We start from the raw sequence: 21,696 nt of genomic DNA on the forward strand, positions 1-21,696 counted from the left end.
TACTGACTCACTTATCTTCCCCCAATCGGGTTGGAATTAGCACCTTTTCATCAGAAAATGTCGGTTGCTAAGGTTTCTCAGGGCCAAATCCCTCCACCTTTCTCGATAAATCTACCGCAAAGGTAGACTAATAATTTTAATCTGCAAAAAAAATTGAATTTTGAATTTTTCAGAAATATAAAAATTGTGAATAAGATGTGGATAACGCGTGAATTACCTATTAGGAACATATTAATTTGATGTTAGTATACAAAAATTAATTGTCGATAAACAATTTTTCAATTGTGAGTAAAATATGAATAACGTATGAGTAAGGTATGAATAAGATATGGACAACCTTCTATTTTAATGTGGAAAACAATGTGAATAAAGTATTGAAAAGCCGTTAGTATCGTATTGACAACCCTAATTTTTATTGCGGATAAAATATGAATAAGCAAAAAAAGAGACCGCTTTCGCGATCTCTCAATATAAATTTTGAAGTTATCCACTGGTTATTTTACCATCATTTTCTGAATCGAAACTCCCGTATCTGATTTTAAATGAACCAAATACATTCCTACCGGATAATTTGTTTTTAATTCATAGGTCCCGTTTTCATTATTTAATTTAAATGAATCCATTTTTTTACCGCTCATATCGTAGATAAAGATTTCCCCATTCTTCGCTTTGTGGTAAATTAATTTTGCCAGACCATTTTTTACAGGGTTATCCGCAATCTGTAAAGAAAGCTTATTTTCAGCATTCACATCCAATGTGGATAAACTTCCTACATAATTTCCAAAAATTCTGAATTCTCCCGGCTGAAGAGTAATCGGAGCCGTTGTAGAAGTTACATTAGAAACAGAGTTATCCATTAGATTCTGCCACTGACCTACATACGGGAAATACGGAACCACGCTTTGAGCTGCCGTTGTGTAATTTGCTAACACCACTACATTTTTCACTCCGTTTGTAATTGCGTTGTCGTAAACGTAAATTCTCGTAATTAATCCATTCGGATCGTTTGCTAAATTATTTGATTCAACAGTATAGGTTTTTGACTTGAAAACCGGATATATATTTTTGAAATTAATAATTTTCGCCCAGGTATCATAAACTGCTTTTCTATTGGTATCTGTATCATATCCCAAAGTAAATGCGATTGGCTTCTCATCGGTTCTGCATCCGTTATTAATGGTTCCGTTCGTACATCTGTTGATGCTGAATTCGTATCCAAGTTCTCCGAACTGCCAGATCATTTTCGGACCGGGAATAGTGAAGAACGTCGCTCCGAAAGCTTTCATTCTGTCTAAAGCTGTATTAAGATTTTTAACATCATAGCTTCCGTTCACCGCTCCGTAAGCAAGGTTTTTGAACATTAACCTTTCTTCATCGTGACTTTCTCCGTAACCTACCGCTCTCATTTCAGAGAATCCATGCAATGTATGATTCATTCTGTCGAAATTACTGTTTTCTTTATAGCCCATTGTATTCTGGTTATAAGATCCGTTCTGGTTGTTCCACATCATCACTCCTTTTCCTTCTGCAACTCTGTAGTTTGCCCACTGCTGTTCTTCGGCATCGGTTCCCAAATGTTCAAAAATCATGTAAGAATTCGGATCAATTGCCCATTGCTTGTCTGCATAATATTTCAGAATATCTACTCTGTCCTGCTGATAAGCGTTTGTACAGGCTTCATCGTTTTCAGTACAGCTTTGTGTAAATCCTTTTGTTAAATCCCAACGGAAACCATCTACATGATATTCCGTTAACCATTGCTGAAGACATCTTTCAACGTAATATTTCGTTGAAGTACTTGTATGGTTAAAATCATTGAATACATTATAAGAATGTTTAGGAACCTGATTGAAGTAAGGATTATTGGCAGCAATATCTCCGTAACCGTCTCCATCCGGATCAACATTCCAAAGTCTTGCGAGCGGAGAACGCCCGGTTGCATGATTGAAAGCAATATCCAGAATTACAGCAATTCCGTTCTGGTGACACAGATCTACAAATTCTTTGAATTTTTCTGGTGTTCCGTACGCTTTGTCTAATGCATAATGGAAAGAAGTATTATAACCCCAGGAAAGGTTTCCTTCGAATTCCATGATAGGAAGCAATTCGATCGCATTAATATTCAGATTTTTCAGGTATGAAATCTTACTAATTAAAGACTGCCAGTTTTTTTCCTGCGTAAAGTCTCTTAACAGCAATTCATACACCACAAGATTTTCTTTTGCCGGACGCTGGAAATTCGTAACCTGCCAATTGTAAGGAGTCTGTCCTGTTTTAAACATAGAAACCTCAAAACCCTGTCCGGCAGGAAACGCCGGTAAATTCGGATAAGTCGTAGAAGAAATGTACTGATCGTCATAAGAAGAAAGAATCTGTGGAGAGTAAGGATCTGCCACTTTTCTTAAATCATTGGTTCTGTACTGGAAAGTATACAATTGCTGAGGCGTTAATCCGCTTAACTCAATCCAGTATAAATCGGGATTTGCAGTATCTCTTTTCATTAAATAAGCATCATTTATTGCCCAATTATTAAAACTTCCGATCACATGAACGAAATTTTTAGACGGAGCATACAAAGCCAATCCTACTTTTGTGTTATCAGTTGGATGATAATTGATCCCCTGTCTTATCCATGACGGAATTGCTTCAGAAATCACATTTCTCGGAACCTGCAAAATAAAAGTTGAGCTTTTTGAAGCTGAACCCTGCGTTGCAATCAGCTCCATATTAGCATCTCCTGTTACCGTGTAGTTATAAGAATATGAAGTTGATGCTGTAGAAGTAGAATTTACAACCGTTCCGTTGGCTTTAAGCTGAAAAGTTGCATTTACATTGGTGGTAGCTGTAATGTTAATAGAATTCCCTGTAGGAACAGATGTTAAACTGTTAGCTGCAGGATTTGTCATCGTTAAATTCAAAATCCCTACATTAACAAAAATATCAGGAGTCGTCTGATGTGCACCGGTTTTATCTTTCAGCAAAAAACCGAACCTTCCGATGCCTGTTCTTGCATAAAAAGTTGTCGGTGTAAAAGATAAGGAATAAGTGTCTGTAGCAGCATTATAATTTAATCGATTAGATTCATTGGAATTGTTCCAACTGCCATTTGTCGGGCAATCCTGACTGTTCTGATAATTGGTATCCAGAGACCACGTCCAGATATAAATGGCATTGTTTGAAACTCCCCACGCCGATTCATCAATCTGATTTCCGGGCACAGTTAACGTTATTGCATCCGTCTCATTAAACGGATTCGGGGTAATTGTATAACTTATCTGCCCAAAAATATGAGCAATGACAAACAACAAAATACCGGAATAGAATTTTTTCATATAATTCATCCTTTTAAGGTTAATTCAATACTAAAGTAAATTATTTTTCGAAAAAAAAATCAACTTTTGTTGAAAAACAGAACTTTACCCCAATTAAATAGTATGCTTTGAATAATACTTAACTGATTGAATTATAGAAATAAAAAAACCACTTAAAAAATTAAGTGGTTTAATATATGTTGTTTTGCTTTGATATTGTTTCCTCAGAATTCAGGTGAGAAAACAATGACAATCAATTAATGATGTCCGTGTCCGTGACTGTCGTGTAAGAATGGTCCGTTTCCTTTAGGATTGCTGTAGATTACTTCTACCCCTTCCTGCTCGTTCAGCTGTTTGCTTCTGATGTCTTCCGGATTAAAAGGTTTTACTTTTCCGAAATACTCTTTCAAACCTTCTGTCAACCACATTGGAATTACCAACCCGAAGAACATAAAGATACACCAAAATCCTACAAGGAACATTGTAATGAAGAAAATTGTCCAAAGGAACTGGTAAAACGGCCAAAATGCTGATAAAATCGTTATCATTTTCTTAAAGATTTTAGGCAAAAATAGGACTTTTTATTTTTTTACACAAAAGATATACGTCCTATTTTATTATTTATTTTGATTTTAAACTATTATACCATTACTTCACGCTGCTAATTTGACTATTTAAAACTAATTGAGCGATATCTTTTGTAATCTGTGTTGGGGAATGACAGTCGCAATTGCTGAATCCTAATACATATATATCTGCATCGGGAATATATACTCCCATAGATTTGAATCCGAAAATGCTGCCACCATGCTCTCTTGTAGGAGTTCCGTTGATCTCTTTTAAATGCCATCCATATCCATAGGTAAACTCTTCTCCGCTGTTTAGTTTATTTTTTGTAAAAAGTTTTTTAGTATGTATTTCATCAAGAATAGTATATCGATTAATAGCATCTTGCCATTTCAGCATATCTTCAACGGTTGACATTAAAGATCCGGAAGCGAATGGAACACTGTAGTTGATAATTGTCTTGTTTACAAACCCATCTTTCTTTTCATGATATCCATAAGCCATGTTTTTGATTATCTTTCTGTCTGTAGCATAAAAAGAGTTGTTCATCCCAATTTTTTCAAAAATATTTTTCTTCACGAAATCTTCATATGTTTCTCCGGAAACTAACTCAATTAAATATCCAAGCAATACATAACCGGAATTATTATAATCAAACTTTTCTCCGGGATTAAAATCAACAGGTTCATTTTTAAAAAAATCAATCATCATTTTGGGAGTCATTTCCTTTTGTGCGATTTCTGAGATTGATTTCATTTTCGTAAAATCTTTGATTCCAGAAGTGTGGGTAAGCAAATGATGAATGGTGATAGACTTTCCATTCGGATAATCGGGAATATACTTAGAAATAGGATCTTTTATATTTAATTTACCTTTGGATTCTAAAAGTAAAATAGAAAAAGCTGTAAACTGCTTGGTCATAGAGCCTATCTGGAATACATTTTGGACAGTCATATCCGTATTCAGTTCCAAATTAGACTTACCAAATGCTTTCTCATAGATAATTTCTCCTTTTTTAGAAACCAGGAAAACACCGCCGGGAGCATCTGAATCTTTAAACTCTTTTTGTATCAAACTGTCAATCTTAGCATCCGTCTGAGCAAAAGATATACTGAAAACAGTTGTACTAAATATAAATGTAAGTAAAAAATTTTTCATAATACTATTTTGTATTGCAAAGATAACTTTAAATAAAGTACCATGCAATACAAAGTAGTAATTATTTATAAACTAATTTTAGTGCGCAAGATCTGCAAAGAAATCATTTCCTTTATCATCCGTAATGATGAACGCAGGGAAATCTTTTACTTCGATTTTTCTTACGGCTTCCATTCCTAATTCCGGAAAATCTACCACCTCAACAGAAAGAATATTGTCTTTCGCTAAAATAGCAGCCGGACCTCCGATGGAACCTAAATAAAAACCTCCATATTTGTTGCAGGCATTGGTAACGTCTTTTGTTCTGTTTCCTTTTGCCAGCATAATCATACTTCCGCCGTGGCTCTGGAATTCATCTACATAAACATCCATTCTTCCCGCCGTAGTCGGTCCGAAACTTCCTGAAGCCATTCCTTCCGGAGTTTTTGCTGGTCCCGCGTAATAAATCGGATGATTTTTAAAATATTCAGGCATTGGCTGTCCTGCATCCAGTAATTCTTTGATTTTTGCGTGGGCAATATCTCTGGCTACAATTAAAGTACCGTTCAGCTTCAGTCTCGTTTTGATCGGATATTTTGAAAGTTCTGCTAAAATATCAGACATCGGCTGGTTCAGGTTGATTTCTACTGCTTCTTCCAGATGTGGCGGTGTTGCCGGTAAAAATCTCTTCGGATCCTGCTCCAGTTGTTCTAAGAAAATCCCGTCTTTCGTAATTTTTCCTTTGATATTTCGGTCTGCTGAACAGGAAACTCCCATTCCAACCGGACAGGAGGCGGCGTGACGCGGCAATCTGATAACTCTCACATCGTGTGTTAAATATTTTCCGCCAAACTGTGCTCCGATAGCACTTTCCTGACAGATTTTCTGAACTTTCGCTTCCCACTCCAAGTCTCTGAAAGCCTGTCCTGCTTCATTTCCTTCTGTCGGAAGATTGTCGTAATATTTTGCTGATGCTTTTTTAACAGCCGCCAAATTGGCTTCCGCGGAAGTTCCACCAATTACCAAAGCCAAATGGTAAGGCGGACAAGCAGCCGTTCCCAAATCTGAAATTTTTTCTTTGATAAATTCTTCCAGAGACTTTTCGTTCAGTAAAGACTTTGTTTTTTGATACAAAAAGGTCTTGTTTGCTGAACCTCCTCCTTTCGTTAAAAATAAAAATTCGTAATAATCTCCTTTTTTAGCATAAATATCGATCTGTGCCGGAAGATTGGAACCTGAGTTTTTCTCATCAAACATCGTTAAAGGAACCACCTGAGAATATCTTAAATTTCTTTTTTGGTAAGTATTGTAGATTCCTTTGCTTAAATATTCTCCATCATCAACGCCTGTGTAAACATTTTCTCCTTTTTTACCCATTACAATTGCAGTTCCGGTATCCTGACACGAAGGTAAAGCTCCTTCCACAGCAACCGCTGCATTCTGTAATAAATTATAAGCCACAAATCTGTCGTTGTCCGTCGCTTCAGGATCGTCGATAATTCTTCTTAAACTTTCAAGGTGGGAAGAACGAAGCATGAAAGAAACGTCTGCCATTGCCTCTTCCGCCAAAAGCTCAAGACCTTTCGGATCAATGGTTAAAATTTCTCTGTCTCCTAATGTTTCAACTTTTACGTAGTCTGAAGTCAATTTTTTGTATACCGTATCATCCTTTAGAATCGGATACGGATCCTGATATCTGAAATCCATTTTACTTTTTTCTTTGGGTGCAAAAATACGGCTTACTAAAAAAAGCATGAGTAAAATCAGTAACTTAGATTGATATTTATAATGATTATAAATTGCGAGGGTTTTCTTTTCTCATTAACTTTATACGAAGATATTTTAACCACAAAAGACGCAAAAGCTTTTAAACACTTTAGTTATTTTAAGTTTAATAAATAATGCTTTAGAAGAACACATTAGTTTTAAAAATCTTCGATTTTCATTTTGTGAAATTTGATTTTTATAAAATTTAATAAACCTCTTTGCTTTTGGGGTAAAATCAAAACTAAACAAATTTCAATCACATGAATTACAGAATAGAAAAAGACACCATGGGCGAAGTGCAGGTTCCTGCAGATAAGTTTTGGGGAGCCCAAACGGAACGTTCAAGAAATAATTTTAAGATCGGTCCGGAAGGTTCCATGCCTCATGAAATCATCGAAGCTTTTGCTTATCTTAAAAAAGCGGCGGCATTTACCAATACAGATTTAGGAGTTCTTCCTGCAGAAAAGAGAGATATGATCGCGAAAGTCTGTGACGAAATTTTAGAAGGAAAACTTAACGATCAGTTTCCTTTGGTGATCTGGCAAACCGGTTCCGGAACGCAGTCCAACATGAATGTAAATGAGGTAATCTCCAATAAAGCACACGTTAACAACGGTGGAAATTTAGGCGAAAAATCGGAAATACATGCGAATGACGATGTGAATAAATCGCAATCTTCCAACGACACTTATCCAACGGCGATGCACATCGCGGCTTATAAAAAAGTGGTGGAAACTACTATTCCGGCTGTCGAAAAACTAAGAGATACTTTAAAAGAGAAATCAGAAGCGTTTAAAGATATTGTAAAGATCGGCAGAACACATTTGATGGACGCAACGCCTTTAACGTTAGGTCAGGAATTCTCAGGGTATGTCGCCCAACTCAATTACGGTTTAAAAGCACTGAAAAATACTTTACCTCATCTTTCTGAGCTGGCTTTAGGCGGAACTGCGGTTGGAACCGGCTTAAATACCCCTCAAGGTTATGATGTAAAAGTGGCAGAATATATTTCGAAATTTACGAATCTTCCTTTTGTAACTGCAGAAAACAAATTTGAAGCTTTGGCGGCTCATGATGCGATTGTAGAATCTCACGGAGCTTTAAAACAACTTTCGGTTTCTTTATTTAAAATTGCTCAGGATATCCGATTATTAGCTTCCGGACCTCGTTCCGGGATCGGGGAAATTCATATTCCGGAAAATGAGCCGGGATCATCTATTATGCCGGGAAAAGTGAATCCTACCCAAAATGAAGCAATGACGATGGTTTGCGCTCAGGTGTTAGGAAATGACACGACGATTTCTTTTGCGGGAACGCAGGGAAATTATGAACTGAATGTCTTCAAACCTGTAATGGCTTATAATTTTTTACAGTCTGCCCAACTGATTGCCGATGCCTGTATTTCCTTTAACGATCATTGTGCAGTAGGAATTGAACCGAACTATGAAAGAATTAAAGAACTGGTTGATAAATCTCTGATGCTGGTAACGGCTTTGAACACGCACATCGGCTATGAAAATGCTGCAAAAATTGCCAAAACCGCCCATAAAAACGGAACCACATTAAAAGAAGAAGCGGTGAATCTGGGACTTTTAACCGCCGAACAATTTGACGAGTGGGTAAAACCTGAAGATATGGTGGGAAGCCTGAAATAAACTAAGAATTAAATTGTTAAATATTGTAAAAAACCGCAGGACAAATTTGTCCTGCGGTTTCCTGTTATATATAAATGTTACGTGTTTTTACCATTTGTAAGCAAGACCTATAACCAGAGCTTTATCATTTTCAAATTGATTATCCTTGAAAAAATTACCGAAATCTTTCTTCACGAAAATGCTGAAATCGCTGTATGAAACGGTAAACTGCGCTCCATAAATGAAAGGATTTACCTGATAATTTCCTCTTTCTCTCTGGCTGATTTCTTCGCCTTTAATAATGTTGTTTGTCGACATTCTTACTCCTCCATAAACATTTGCGCCTACTTTAAAGCCTTTCTGATAATCTCTGTACTGGATATCCATTCCTGCACTTTTCAGTTTAGAAAAATTGTACTGCAAACCTAAAGGAACGATGACATAGCCTGTTCGCAATTTGCTTTTGCTTAAATTTTTATCATACGCCGAAAGGTAAATATCCGAATTCATGTCTTTGGCAAAAAACCGGTTATTATCAATATTTAAGGTTCTCCATGAAAATCCAAGCCCGGAAATTAATCCCCAATGACTGGTTCTGCTGAACTGATAATTGAATTTCAGCCCAAATTCAAGATTTCCCGCGTATCCTAAATTTTTATCCAGATCATTATCTGCTTTATTATTGGTGAGAATCATGGCTCCGTAAGAAAAATAGGCGGTGAAGTTCTTGGTCGGACGGAATTTCTTTAGAAGTTTTTCTTTAATTTCTTCGTTGGAAGTTACATCAGAATTCAGAAGAGAATATCTTACCTGCTTTTGAATCACAGAATCCAGATCAAAACCGAGCTCTTCAATTCTCTGATCAATTTTTTCCGAAAAGCGGTCGGCAACAAGCGCCTTTTGTTTGTCGAATTCAGCTTTATCAAGATTCTTAGCCTGAAGAATCAGCAGTTCTGCTTCCATCTGCTTTTTTTCTTCCTGAATAATCGAATCAATTTTTCGGGCATATTCATCTACTTTTTCTTTTACAATCGGGCTTACTTCTGTATCTTCTTTAGACTGAAGATTTAAGGTAAGATTTTTCTGAGAATAGGCTGTACCTGATAAAAGGCACAATAGTCCCATCATGATCATTTTTTTAATCATAGTATTATTTTTTATTTGTTAAAATTTGAAGTATTATTTTCCGTTCAGATCAATGGTTGCCACGTTGCTTTCTTTGGTTTTCATGATAACATCTTTATGCTCTACCGAGAACAGTAATGTAGAAGGATCAACATATCTTTTTCTTTTCCCCTGAGTTTTTGCAGAATCTGACTTTGCCATGATTTTTTCAGGCTCGATTTTAGAAATAGTGCCGATAATTTCCGGAGCATTTTCTTTTGTTAAAGGCATATGTTTTTGCTCAATCATGATCTGCGACTCTATCGCTTCATTCTTTTTCTCACTCGGAATATTTACTATAGCAACAGATTCTGTTTGTTTCTGCTTTACAATTTCAGGAGATGGTACTGTTAGTTCCTGCTCTTTATTTTGAATAACCTGCTTTTTAACCTCAGCAACAATTTCAGATTTTTCAGTTTCCTTATTTTCTTTATTAAAAAACAAAACTGCTCCCAAACTGAACGTTAAAACCAGACAAGCCGCCACCAAATACCAATTTATTTTTGTTTTTGAGTTTTTTCTTTCCGACTGGGTTTCAATTTCAGACCACAAATTTCTAGAAGGAGTAATTTCTCTTTCTGAAATCTGCTTTTTGATATGATGTTCTATATTATTTTTAGTAGTGTTCATTTTTCAGTGCTTTTTGTTGTTGAAAGTAAATTTTTCTCATTTTTTCCTTTGCCCGAAACAGTTGTGTCTTACTTACGGCAACAGAAATCTGCAAAGTATCTGCAATTTCCTGATGCGAATAATCTTCGAGAACATAGAGGTTAAAAACCATCCTGTAAGCATCCGGAAGCTGATCCAAAAGTTCCTGTGCATTGAAATCAAAAGCAATATCCTCTTCATAAATTTCTTCCAGATAAGACTGGTTGATGTCGTCCAGATAAAAAACGGTTTTGCGGCTTTTAATAAAGTTCAGACATTCGTTCACCACAATTCTTCTTGCCCAGCCTTCAAAACTTCCGTCATTTCTAAAGGTCTCAATACTTTTAAAAATTTTACAGAACGCTTTTATTACACAATCTTCAGCCTGATACAAATCTGTAACGTAACTTCTGCCGATGCTCAGAAATTTCTTTACATTCTGATCATAAAAAACTTTCTGCGCTGCCGGTTCCTGCCTTTTGAGGCGGCTCAGCAAATCATCTTTTTTATTTCCAAACAGAAGCTTCATAATTATTTGTTTCTATTAGTAAGACAATTAAAAACGGAAAAGGTTACACCGAAGGAAATTATTTTTTGAAATTTATTAAAAAATATCATTTTAAATATTTTTCATACCTTAGGGACTTATTACAAACTACTATAAAACAAAACATTATGAAAAATCTAAAAAAAATCCAAAGAGAGAACTTAAAACAGGTTTTAGGCGGTCATACCTGTCCTGCCAATACGTACCACATCACATATAACGGATATCATGCGTGCTGTCTTCAGATTCCGAGCGGAAACCCATGTCTTTCTACAAAATGTCTGGTTCCGATGGAAATGTGCGATTCAGAATTAAATTAATAGTACATACAAAAAGAAAACGGTCAGAAATTTCTCTGACCGTTTTGTATTATAAAAAAATCTAAGTCTAACTTAGCATTTTCTGTGCTTTTTTTACGCCTTCTGTCAAAGCATCAATTTCACTGAATGTATTGTACACCGCAAAACTGGCTCTTACGGTTCCTGCAATATTGAAGAAATCCATAATCGGCTGTGTACAATGATGCCCCGTTCTTACGGCGATCCCAAGTTTATCCAGAATCATTCCTACGTCCGAAGCAATTCCGACTCCTTCAAGATTGAAAGAAACAACGCCGGTTCTGTTGGCTTTTTCACCATAAATTTTAATGCCTTCCAATTCCAGAAGCTGTCTCTGCGCATATTCCAGCAAAGCATTTTCATGGTTCTGAATATTTTCCTGCCCTACTTTCAGAATAAAATCCACGGCAGCTCCCAAAGCAATGTTTCCACCTACATTTGGTGTTCCTGCTTCATATTTAAAAGGAAGACCTGCGTAAGTGGTTCCGTCAAAAGAACAGGTGGCAATCATTTCTCCGCCTCCGTGAAATGGTGGCAAGTCTTCAAGAATCTGCTGTTTTCCGTACAAAATTCCCGTTCCCATCGGAGCGTACATTTTGTGTCCCGAGAAAACAAAAAAGTCGCAATCCATTTTCTGAACATCAAGGGTAAAATGAGGCGCAGACTGAGCTCCGTCGATAACGATATAAGCATTGGTATTCTTTCTTGTTTTTGCAATGATTTCTTCAATCGGATTAATAATTCCTAAAGCATTGGAAACCTGATTAACAGAAACAACTTTCGTTTTTTCATTTAAAAATTTTTCAAACTGATCGAGTTGAAGAATTCCGTTTTCATCCATAGGAATGACTTTCAGCTTCGCTCCTGTTCTTTCACAAAGCATCTGCCACGGAACAATATTGGAATGGTGTTCCAGATAAGAGATAATAATTTCATCGTCTTTTTTTAATTTTTGGGTTAAAATATAGGCGATCAAATTGATTCCTTCGGTAGTTCCTTTGGTGAAAATAACCTCAAAATCATGTTCAGCATTGATGAATTTCTGGATTTTTCTTCTGGAAAGCTCCATTTCTTCAGTTGCCAACTGGCTCAGTGTGTGAATTCCACGATGTACATTCGCATTGATTTCTGTGTAATATTTGTTCCAGACCTCCAAAACGGAATCCGGTTTTTGAGAGGTGGCTGCATTATCGAGATAAACCAGTGGTTTACCGTTCACTTTCTGATCTAATATAGAAAACTGACTTCTGATTTCCTGAATGTCAAACATTTATTAAATTTTTAATTAAAACGTTCTTATTTAGAACTCTTCAAATTTACGGCTTTTTTTCTAAAGCAAAGATGATGGATGTCGTCTTGTTGGGCAACAGGCAATAGAAAGATTCAATTACTCAGACAAAGAAAGTTTTATCGGATAGAATAATAAAAAAACCTGCCAAAAAATTGACAGGTTTTCTATATCTCAATAAGAAATTCTTATTCTGCTGCTGCTTCAGTCGCTTCAGGAGCTGCTCCTTCTTCAGTTGCAACTTCTTCTTCATCTTCATCGTCCATTGCTGCTGCACCACCTTTCATTGCATTTCTAGACATCTTAACAGCTACTACCACTGCGTTGTCAGGGTGCATGAAAGAGTATCCTTCAGTTTTGATACTTCCTACATAAAGTTTGTTACCAATTCTTAATGGAGTAACGTCTACAACGATCTCATCCGGTAAGTTTGCAGGGATTGCTTTTACTTTCAGCTTTCTGAAAGACTGACGAAGAACACCACCAGCTACAACACCTTTAGAACGACCAGTGATTCTTACAGGAACTTCCATGATAACTGGCTTATCATCAGATAACTGATAGAAATCTGCGTGAAGAATTTTGTCTGTAATCGGGTGAAACTGAATATCCTGAAGAACAGCCGGAATTGTTTGACCATCAACCTCAATAGATACCGTGTGTGCTTCAGGAGTGTATACTAACCCTTTGAAAGATTTCTCAGTAGCAGAGAAATTCAAAGGAGCTTCACCTCCGTAAACAACACAAGGAACTAATTCAGCATCACGTAAAGCTTTTGTAGACTTTTTGCCCACGCTTTCTCTTTTTGTACCTTGAATTGTAATAGATTTCATTTATAAAAAATTTAAAAAATTGTTTCAAATTAAATTTGCAAACTTCTAAAAATCAGTTAAATAACAAACTTACTGCTAATTGACTGATGCTCATGAACCATCTTCATAACATCCGCAAATAATGGGGCGCAAGATAGCACTTTTATTTTAGATGACAAATTATTTTTAACAGGAATTGAGTCAGTTACAATAACTTCCAATAATTTTGATTTCTCAATATTCTCGTAAGCCTTTCCTGAAAGCACTCCGTGAGTTGCCATTGCTCTTACAGATTTCGCTCCTTTCTCCATTAAGATGTCTGCCGCTTTACAAAGTGTTCCGGCGGTATCGATCATATCATCAATAAGGATAACATTCTTCCCGTCCACATCTCCGATAAGGAACATTTCTTCTACAACGTTTGCTTTTTTTCTTTCCTTATAAGCAATTACTACATCTGCACCCAAGTGACCTGCATAGTTTTTCGCTCTTTTTGCACCTCCCATATCCGGAGAGGCAATCGTAAGATTTTCCAGATTGAGATCTCTGATGTAATCTACGAAAATAGTAGAAGCATACAGATGATCTACCGGAATTTCGAAGAATCCCTGAATCTGATCTGCGTGAAGATCCATTGTCATGATTCTTGTAGCTCCTGCTGCTGTTAAAAGGTTTGCCACCAACTTAGCACCGATTGGCGCTCTGGGCTGGTCTTTTCTGTCCTGCCTTGCAAGTCCGAAATATGGAAGCACTACGGTAATGCTCTTAGCAGAAGCTCTTTTGGCAGCATCAATCATCAGAAGAAGCTCTAATAAATTGTCTGCCGGCGGAAACGTAGATCCAATCAGGAAAACTCTTCCCCCTCTTACGGATTCGTCTAAAACAGGTTCGAATTCTCCGTCGCTGAATGTCTGAAAGTTGATTTTTCCTAATTCTTTCCCATAATTTTGGGCAATTTTCTCTGCCAAGTCCTTACTCGTCCTTGTAGAAAATAGATAACTTAACTGATCGGCCATTTTTACTTTTTAAAGATTTTGCAAATTTAAAAAAAAACCACAAGAATTACTCTTGTGGTTTCTAAGTTTTTATTTATCCAGTTATTATGGGAATTTTACTCCGGAATAATTATTTGGATTTACCTGTGGTAAGGTAGATTTATATTTAGCATTGATTGCTTTAATAAATTCATTGGCAATAATTGCATAGCCTCTTCCTGTAAGGTGAACCCCGTCCAGAGAGAAAGCTCCCCCGGTTACGAATTTTGCAGTGTATCTTATCCCATCATACAAAATTCCGGATTGAGAATTAAGTTCTACCATTTTAGCATTTGCATCTACAAATGCAAGTCCTTTAGCATCTGCAATAGACTTAATTGAAGTATTATAGGCAGTCATAGCTGTTGTGACATTTGCTGCTTCAGTTTTTGAAAGCACATGCTGGTTTTCTAATGGATAAGAAATACCGTATACATTAATGGAAGCCGGAGCATTCGGATTAGTAGATCCGATTACCGCTCTGGTCGTAAGAAGGATATAATCTTCTGCGGTTGCCTGTCTCGCCTGTCCGTAAATCTGTCCGAAAGCAGCAGCTGTAGCAGCTCCTAAAGACGGCGTAAGTGCCGCAGTAAGCTGTGCTGATAAATTCGTTAAAGAAACATCTCTGATCAAAACAGGATTTGAGGCAGTAGAAGATAAAAGATTGATTCTATCCCCCGCTCCAAAAGCTGTAAGCGCCTGTTTAAGCGGACCGTACAGACTTGTGTTTAGCGTATTAAGATTAGCACCTAAAGCAGCCGGAGTTAACGGATTGTAAGGAACCGTTGTAAAGAAAGGAATTGCTGTTACGCTTGGAATATTAGCAATTACTCCTTTCGCACCGTTCGCTGTAAGCGCTGTTACATAAGAATTGATACTTGACGCTACCACGTTAGGATCAGAAATATCATTAGATCCATAAGTTGCAGGATTAATATTTCCTGTCTGAACTACAGCAGGTGTATATGTTGTAACGCCTCCTGTTGTTGTAGAATTTGTTCCTCCACTGGTTGCGTAGCTTAAAATATCGTTATTTCCGATCCATAGAGAGAAGAAAGTAGGATTTTGAGCTACTGCCGCCGCTACAGGACTTACCCCTGTAGAAAATCTTGCATAAAACGGATTAAGAGATCCATAGCTTGCAATACCCAAATGGAAAGATTTCGCTCCCGGAATCCCTAAATTCTGATAAGGTGCACCTGAAGAAATGTTATCTAACGCCGCTGCAGGAGCAGATGGGACCGGTGTAAGTGACCCATTTACTACACTAAGAACCAGCTTTCCTGAAAATCCCGGAAGATTATTAAATCCACCAACGTTATTTGGCATTAAAGGCTGTTTAAAATCACCCCCTCCTGCAAGCTTCATCTGCATTGCAATCATTGAAGGATAAGATTCGTTTTGTCCATCCAAATAAAGAGCTCCGTCTCTATATCCCGAAGTAAGAGAATTTCCTAAAGATACATATTTGGAAAAATTGGCTTCTCCGGAAGTTACTACCACATCCTTTACATCAGTATCGAAGTCTGTATCACAACTTACATTTAACAACAACGCTGAAATAGCGAATGTAGAAATTAATATTTTTTTCATAATTCTTGATTAAAAATTAAAATGCGTTATAAGACAAACCTAACCCAAAGTAAAATGCTTGTGCTTTAGCCTGCCCATAAAGGTTATAAAATGCATTGTTTATATTTCTTGACTTCTGGAAGTTGTAAGCTCCTGAAAGGTCTACTCCTAATTTATTGAGTTTAAATCCAATCCCTCCGGTAATTACATTAGCATCAAAAGATGGTGTTTCCGGACTGAAGTGTGCGTCGTCATAAGGTGATTCGTCATGATAATATCCTAATCTTCCTGCAACTTTATCTGTAATCATATATTGCGTTCCGATTCTGAAAGCTTTAGAATTGTGGAAGTTTTTCGGCGTTACATTTTTGGTAGGATCATCTGCCTGATTTCCTGCCAATGCGTTTTCAAAATCCAATGTAAGTTTATTATACTTCTCCCATCCGTAGTAATTGAAATCTCCGGACACCTGCCATTTCGGTGTTATTTTATAGGTAACCCCAATTGTATATTCATCCACCAAAGGAAGAACAGCCTTAAAATTATCCTGTCCGTTAGCATCTAATCTTACTGAAGAATATAATGCCTGAGAAATATTAAATGTAGCTTTTCCTTTATCTGCATTCATATAAACCGGAGATCTGTAAGCAATACTTACATCCAGTTTTTCTTCAGGTCTGAAATAGAAACCTAAACCAAAACCGTGTCCTGAAGCCTTATCATCTTTTAGATTTAAATTTCCTCCTAATTGAGTAACCGCTTTCGTCCAGTCTACACTTCCTTTAGCATAAATATAGCTCGCTCCGAAAGAGACCCAAGGTGATAATTTCACAGAAACCATCGGCTGAAAATAAAACGCCTTCAGTTCTATATTCTCTACAATTTCTTTTCCAGCCCAGTTATCTGGCCATTCTACCGTACTTCCGTAAGGCGTTGAAAAATTAAAACCTAAAGAAAGATTATCTAAAACTTTGTAAGCTACCGCAGCATAAATAGGAGTTCCCATAGGATTATCCGTAGAATAAGATTCCAAAGTAGTAAGATTCTGATAGGTTACTTTAGAACTTATCCCGAATCCACCCGCAGCAACACTAAGTTTTGAAGGAATGAAAGACATTCCCGCAGGGTTAAAGAACGTAACACTCGCATCTTCAGCATGTGCACTGGTATGCGCCATTGCCAATTGTTTCACCCCTTGCAGAGAAACCCTGAAGCCTCCTGCATAAGATAATACACCTGCCAATAAAGCTGTTGATATCAATATTTTTTTCATAGACTATTATTATATAATCCAAATATAAAATTATTTTAGATACATCTGTTAATAAATCATAAAATTTTAAACATCAACGCAAAAGAAAACTATGTTTAAAATAGCACTTTAAGTAAAATAAGCTTTAAAAACATCATTATTAAATGATTAATTCAAACTATCTTCATAAAATAACATTTTGTTTAGTCTTAAACAAAACGATTCCCGAATATTTGATTATTTTAGACCTCATAAAGATAAAAATCATAAATTTGCAAATTAAATATATAATATATGAGTTGTGGATGTAAAACATCCGGCGATTCTGCACATTCTTGCGGACCCAAGAAGACCGCGAATGGCTGTGAAAATGTAAATACCTGTGGTAATAGTTATAAATTAAGTGTTTTTGACTGGCTTTCTAACATCAACAATCCCGCACCAAACCGATGTGATTTTGTAGAAGTTAGATTTAAAAATGACAGAAAATCGTTTTATAAAAATGTAAACAATATCCCCTTACACATAGGTAGTGTAGTAACAGTAGAATCGAGTCCCGGACACGATGTAGGTGTGGTAAGTCTCACCGGAGAATTGGTAAAGATTCAGATGAAAAAGAAAAAATGTTCTGAAGAATCGGCACTAAAAATATACAGACAGGCCAATCAGAAAGATCTTGAAGTTTGGCAGGAAGCAAGAAAAAAAGAAGACAGCGTAAAAATAGACGCCCGAAAAATAGCACACAGATTAGGTCTTGAAATGAAGATCACCGATGTGGAATATCAGGGAGACGCCTCTAAAGTCACTTTTTATTATACGGCAGATAACCGTGTAGATTTCAGACAGTTGATTAAAGAATACGCCGGAGCTTTCCGTACAAAAATCGATATGAAACAGATCGGTTTCAGACAGGAAGCCGCAAAAGTAGGCGGAATTGGATCTTGCGGAAGAGAGCTTTGCTGTTCAACTTGGTTAACGGATTTCAGATCTGTAAACACCAACGTGGCAAGATATCAGCAACTGAGTATCAATCCTCAGAAACTTGCCGGGCAATGTGGTAAACTTAAATGTTGTCTTAATTATGAATTAGACAGTTATCTGGATGCTTTAAGCAATTTTCCGTCTTCTTCCACCACTCTGGATACCGAGAAAGGAAGAGCTTTCTGCATTAAAATCGACGTTTTCAAAAAGAAAATGTGGTTTGCTTATGTAGAAAATTCAATTGCGTGGTACGATTTTGATATTGATCTGGTTAAAAAACTGATCTCCAAGAATAAACGCGGAGAAAAAACACTTCCACTGGAAGAGCTGAAACAGCCGGAAACACCTTTTGCAAGCATCGACCTGATTCAGGAGAACAACGTAGACCGTTTCGAAAAGAAAAACAGAGGCAACAGAAATAAAAACCAAAACAGACCGAATAGCAACAATCAGAACAGCCAGAATCAGCAGGGTCAGAAGAAAAACAACAACCGACCTGAGAGACAGGAACGTCCTGAAAGAAATGAAAAATCTGTTGAAAAGCCTCAAAGACAGGAAAAACAGCAGCAAAATCCAAAAGCCAATTCTAATAACAACCAACCGAGACCGCAAAAGCCTCAACAGCCAAAACCTCAGTTGGAAAAAGCAGAAGCTGCTGCAGGTACTGAAACTGATAAAAAACCAAGTCCAAACAAAAAGAAATTTAAAAAGAAGTTTCCTCCAAAAAAAGATAACAATGCGTAAAATTTTAGGATTATTTACTCTTATTCTTTTCTTTAGCTGTAATTCTTCCACCGAAGAAGAAGTTTTTATGAATTCCGTTGATAACAAATGGAATAAGAAAAGTGAACAAAAATTTAATCTTGAAATTTCAGATCCGCAAAATCCTAAAAATATTATATTTGTTGTAAGAAATAATAACAATTATCCTTACAGCAATATAAGGTTTATTGTCAATTTTACCGACCTTCAAAGTAAGAAAAAGCAAACGGATACGTTGAATTATGTATTGGCAAAACCTAACGGAGAATGGCTCGGAACAGGATTTGGAGATACGAAGGAAACTTTGTTTCAATATAAACTGAATTATAAATTTCCCGCAAAAGGAAAATATGAAATCGGTCTTACTCAGGCGATGAGAAACGACAACCTTCCGGGAATTGAAGACATTGGAGTAAAAATAGAAACGGCTAAACCGTAATCATCAATGGAAGTGAACAAACAAAATACTGGGAACAAAGGGAAAACCTTCCCTCTTCCTCCTAAAAAGAAAGACACTGCCTGGAAAAGGTGGGTTAAATTTATCTGGATCGGATTCTTTGCTTTGGTTTTAGGAATTTCAGGGCTATTCTTTGCCGTATCGCAAGGTTTCGTAGGAGAAATGCCGGATGTAAAAGAGCTTGAAAATCCAAATATCTATGTTGCCTCACAAATCTACTCTTCAGATGGGGTACTATTAGGTAAATTCGAGAAAGAGAAAACACAACCTATATTGTATAAGGACTTGCCGCCGTATTTAATTTACGCATTGCAAGCGAAAGAAGATGAGCGTTTTAAAGAACACTCTGGAATTGATTTAAAATCAATACTTAGAGCAGTAAGATATGGTGGAGATAGAGGCGGAGGCTCTACAATTACACAGCAGCTGGCTAAGCTTTTATTCACAAAACAGCCATCAAGAAATCCAATAACAAGAACCATTCAAAAATTAAAAGAATGGGTTGTTGCTGTAAGTCTTGAAAAAAGATATACGAAAGAAGAAATTGTTACATTATACTTTAACAAGTTTGACTTTTTGTATAATGCTAACGGAATTGAAATGGCTTCGAAGATTTATTTTAATAAAAAAACTTCTGATCTTACTCTTCCTGAAGCCGCAGTTTTTGTTGCTATGTTGGAAGCTCCAAAAGCTAACAATCCTTTAAGAAACCCTGAAAGAGCAAAAAGAAGAAGAGATGTTGTTCTTTCACAAATGCTAGAAACTGGGTATATTGATCAATCTACTCACGACAAAGCAGTAGCGACACCTATCACAGTTGACTTTCACCCCATCAAGGATATCACAGAAGGCTATTCTGCTTATTATAAGTTTTATCTGAAAAAAGAAATCGACAAATATCTTGACGATTACGAAAAAGAAACCGGTAAAAAATTAAATCTTTACAAAGACGGTTTAAAAATATATGTTACTCTTGATTCCAGAATGCAGAAATATGCAGAAGATGCCATCAGAGAGCATTTAACGGATCTTCAGAAAAGATTTGATGCTGAACAGAGAGGAAGAAAAAACTGGCCATTCTATTATCTGAATGATAAGCAGGTTAACAATTTGATGCTTCAGGCAATGAAAAGAACTGGACGTTATAAACTTCTTAAAGAGGATGGAAAATCTGAAGATGAAATTTTAGCAGAATTCAAAAAACCTGTTAAAACCTCACGATTTACTTGGGCTGGAGAAGAAGAAGTAGAAATGTCTCCTTGGGACTCTATCAGATGGCACAAGAAAGTTGCTCAGGCAGGATTGATGTCTGTAAATCCGGGAACAGGAGAAATTAAAGCCTGGGTTGGAGGAATCGATTGGCAGCATTTCCAATATGACCACATTAAGCAGGGTAAAAGACAGGTAGGTTCAACATTTAAGCCTTTCGTTTACGCAACTGCGATTATGAAACTAGGTTTAACACCTTGTTCTACTATTTCTAATGCAACATTTACAAAAGGAAACTATCGTGTTCCGGGAAGAGGCGGAATGCTTACTTTAAAAGATGCATTGGCACACTCACAAAACCCTGTTGCACTTCGTCTTGCCGAAATGACGGGAACACAAAGCGTAATACAAACCGCGAGAGATTTGGGAGTAACAGAAGAAATCTCCACAAGCTTACCAATGGCTTTAGGAGCTTCGGATATTACCATCTACGAAATGGTAGGAGCTTACAGTACTTTTGCAAACTACGGAAACTACAACAAACCGGAAATGATCTGGAGAATTGAAGATGCCAACAGCCGCGTAATTAAGGAAGTAAATGTAGAACCTAAAGAAGTGATGAATCCGCTGTACGCTTATACCATGATTGAACTGATGAAAGGTGTGGCACAATACGGAACCGCTTCTGGAGAACTGGGAAGAAAAGGAATTTCAAAAGATATCGAAATTGCAGGTAAAACAGGAACAACCCAGAACAACTCAGACGGTTGGTTTATGGGAATCGTACCGAAACTGGCAACCGGAGCATGGGTTGGATGGGAAGACAGAGCCACCCACTTCTACGGAACAGGAGAAGGACAGGGAGCTAAAATGGCATTACCGATCTGGGCAATCTACATGAAGAAAGTATGGGCAGATAAAAGCTTAAAAATCTCTCCGGATGATAAATTCGTCAAACCTTCGGAGTGGAAAGACGGCTGTTCAAATCTTAAAGGATTAGGCGCAGGTTACGGAGATGATGGCGGATTACAGACGCTTGATGAGATCAAAAATCCGAAGCCTGCAGATCCAAGCGGACCCAAAACATCCGGAAAAAAAGAAGAAAATGTAAACGAAAACCTGAATACAGGTGAAGACATAGACTTCAATAATAAATAAATTCTTTTTTAGAAATACACAAGACCTTTCAATCATTTGGAAGGTCTTTTCTTTTTAA

At 36.8% G+C, this 21,696-nt stretch carries 17 protein-coding genes and 1 riboswitch; of the genes, 5 read left to right on the forward strand and 12 right to left on the reverse strand.

Annotated features, from left to right (window positions below):
* Positions 1–8: 8 nt before the first annotated feature.
* Positions 9–112: riboswitch (SAM riboswitch) on the reverse strand.
* A 382-nt stretch (positions 113–494) separates the two neighbouring features.
* The 4 genes from PFY09_RS11950 to PFY09_RS11965 all read right to left on the reverse strand — a co-directional run bounded on the left by PFY09_RS11950 (position 495) and on the right by PFY09_RS11965 (position 6,722).
* A complete protein-coding gene (locus PFY09_RS11950) occupies positions 495–3,332 on the reverse strand; it encodes an alpha-amylase family glycosyl hydrolase (RefSeq protein ID WP_271159850.1) in 2,838 nt (945 codons plus the stop codon).
* A 236-nt stretch (positions 3,333–3,568) separates the two neighbouring features.
* On the reverse strand, positions 3,569–3,859 hold the full coding sequence (locus PFY09_RS11955; RefSeq protein WP_175608822.1) for a hypothetical protein: 291 nt from the start codon (positions 3,857–3,859) through the stop codon (positions 3,569–3,571).
* Positions 3,860–3,959: 100 nt separating this feature from the next.
* Entirely contained in the window at positions 3,960–5,036 is a 1,077-nt protein-coding gene (locus tag PFY09_RS11960; RefSeq protein ID WP_271159851.1) for a serine hydrolase domain-containing protein, read from the reverse strand.
* Positions 5,037–5,114: 78 nt separating this feature from the next.
* Positions 5,115–6,722, reverse strand: coding sequence for a fumarate hydratase (locus PFY09_RS11965; RefSeq protein WP_271159852.1), 1,608 nt, complete (start codon positions 6,720–6,722; stop codon positions 5,115–5,117).
* A gap of 320 nt (positions 6,723–7,042) precedes the next feature.
* Here PFY09_RS11965 and fumC point away from each other — a divergent pair, with 320 nt between their 5' ends.
* Positions 7,043–8,437 carry a class II fumarate hydratase gene (gene fumC, locus PFY09_RS11970; RefSeq protein ID WP_271159853.1) on the forward strand — a complete coding sequence of 465 codons (1,395 nt, stop codon included), beginning with the start codon at positions 7,043–7,045 and terminating at the stop codon, positions 8,435–8,437.
* Between the two features lie 87 nt (positions 8,438–8,524).
* Here the strand turns inward: fumC and PFY09_RS11975 are convergent, their stop codons facing one another.
* Genes PFY09_RS11975 through PFY09_RS11985 form a run of 3 tightly spaced genes read right to left on the reverse strand, consistent with a single transcriptional unit; the run spans position 8,525 to position 10,757 of the window.
* Complete coding sequence (locus PFY09_RS11975) at positions 8,525–9,562, reverse strand: outer membrane beta-barrel protein (RefSeq protein WP_271159854.1); 1,038 nt, start codon at positions 9,560–9,562, stop codon at positions 8,525–8,527.
* A gap of 33 nt (positions 9,563–9,595) precedes the next feature.
* On the reverse strand, positions 9,596–10,210 hold the full coding sequence (locus tag PFY09_RS11980) for a hypothetical protein (protein WP_271159855.1): 615 nt from the start codon (positions 10,208–10,210) through the stop codon (positions 9,596–9,598).
* Positions 10,197–10,757, reverse strand: coding sequence for an RNA polymerase sigma factor (locus PFY09_RS11985; RefSeq protein ID WP_076393870.1), 561 nt, complete (start codon positions 10,755–10,757; stop codon positions 10,197–10,199). Before PFY09_RS11985 ends, PFY09_RS11980 begins: the two co-directional genes overlap by 14 nt.
* Positions 10,758–10,903: 146 nt before the next feature.
* Here PFY09_RS11985 and PFY09_RS11990 point away from each other — a divergent pair, with 146 nt between their 5' ends.
* Positions 10,904–11,095 (forward strand): bacteriocin-like protein, encoded by a 192-nt coding sequence (locus PFY09_RS11990; RefSeq protein ID WP_076393872.1) that lies wholly within the window; start codon positions 10,904–10,906, stop codon positions 11,093–11,095.
* Between the two features lie 67 nt (positions 11,096–11,162).
* Here the strand turns inward: PFY09_RS11990 and PFY09_RS11995 are convergent, their stop codons facing one another.
* From PFY09_RS11995 to PFY09_RS12015, 5 genes are all read right to left on the reverse strand, one after another.
* Positions 11,163–12,383, reverse strand: coding sequence for an aminotransferase class V-fold PLP-dependent enzyme (locus PFY09_RS11995; RefSeq protein WP_271159856.1), 1,221 nt, complete (start codon positions 12,381–12,383; stop codon positions 11,163–11,165).
* 206 nt (positions 12,384–12,589) lie between these two features.
* On the reverse strand, positions 12,590–13,234 hold the full coding sequence (locus PFY09_RS12000) for a 50S ribosomal protein L25/general stress protein Ctc (RefSeq protein ID WP_076393876.1): 645 nt from the start codon (positions 13,232–13,234) through the stop codon (positions 12,590–12,592).
* Between the two features lie 56 nt (positions 13,235–13,290).
* Positions 13,291–14,229 carry a ribose-phosphate pyrophosphokinase gene (locus PFY09_RS12005; RefSeq protein WP_076393878.1) on the reverse strand — a complete coding sequence of 313 codons (939 nt, stop codon included), beginning with the start codon at positions 14,227–14,229 and terminating at the stop codon, positions 13,291–13,293.
* Between the two features lie 84 nt (positions 14,230–14,313).
* On the reverse strand, positions 14,314–15,840 hold the full coding sequence (locus PFY09_RS12010; RefSeq protein ID WP_256040304.1) for an SGNH/GDSL hydrolase family protein: 1,527 nt from the start codon (positions 15,838–15,840) through the stop codon (positions 14,314–14,316).
* A 16-nt stretch (positions 15,841–15,856) separates the two neighbouring features.
* Positions 15,857–17,092 (reverse strand): OmpP1/FadL family transporter, encoded by a 1,236-nt coding sequence (locus tag PFY09_RS12015; protein WP_076393882.1) that lies wholly within the window; start codon positions 17,090–17,092, stop codon positions 15,857–15,859.
* A 273-nt stretch (positions 17,093–17,365) separates the two neighbouring features.
* Here PFY09_RS12015 and PFY09_RS12020 point away from each other — a divergent pair, with 273 nt between their 5' ends.
* The 3 genes from PFY09_RS12020 to PFY09_RS12030 are packed head-to-tail and all read left to right on the forward strand — an operon-like array spanning position 17,366 to position 21,638.
* Positions 17,366–18,796, forward strand: coding sequence for a PSP1 domain-containing protein (locus tag PFY09_RS12020; RefSeq protein ID WP_271159857.1), 1,431 nt, complete (start codon positions 17,366–17,368; stop codon positions 18,794–18,796).
* Positions 18,789–19,253, forward strand: a complete 465-nt coding sequence (locus PFY09_RS12025) for a gliding motility lipoprotein GldH (protein WP_271159858.1) — start codon at positions 18,789–18,791, stop codon at positions 19,251–19,253. Before PFY09_RS12020 ends, PFY09_RS12025 begins: the two co-directional genes overlap by 8 nt.
* Positions 19,254–19,259: 6 nt before the next feature.
* Positions 19,260–21,638 carry a penicillin-binding protein 1A gene (locus PFY09_RS12030; RefSeq protein ID WP_271159859.1) on the forward strand — a complete coding sequence of 793 codons (2,379 nt, stop codon included), beginning with the start codon at positions 19,260–19,262 and terminating at the stop codon, positions 21,636–21,638.
* The last annotated feature ends 58 nt before the right edge of the window (positions 21,639–21,696 follow it).

Source organism: Chryseobacterium gambrini, assembly GCF_027920505.1.
Taxonomy (GTDB): Bacteria; Bacteroidota; Bacteroidia; order Flavobacteriales; family Weeksellaceae; genus Chryseobacterium; species Chryseobacterium gambrini.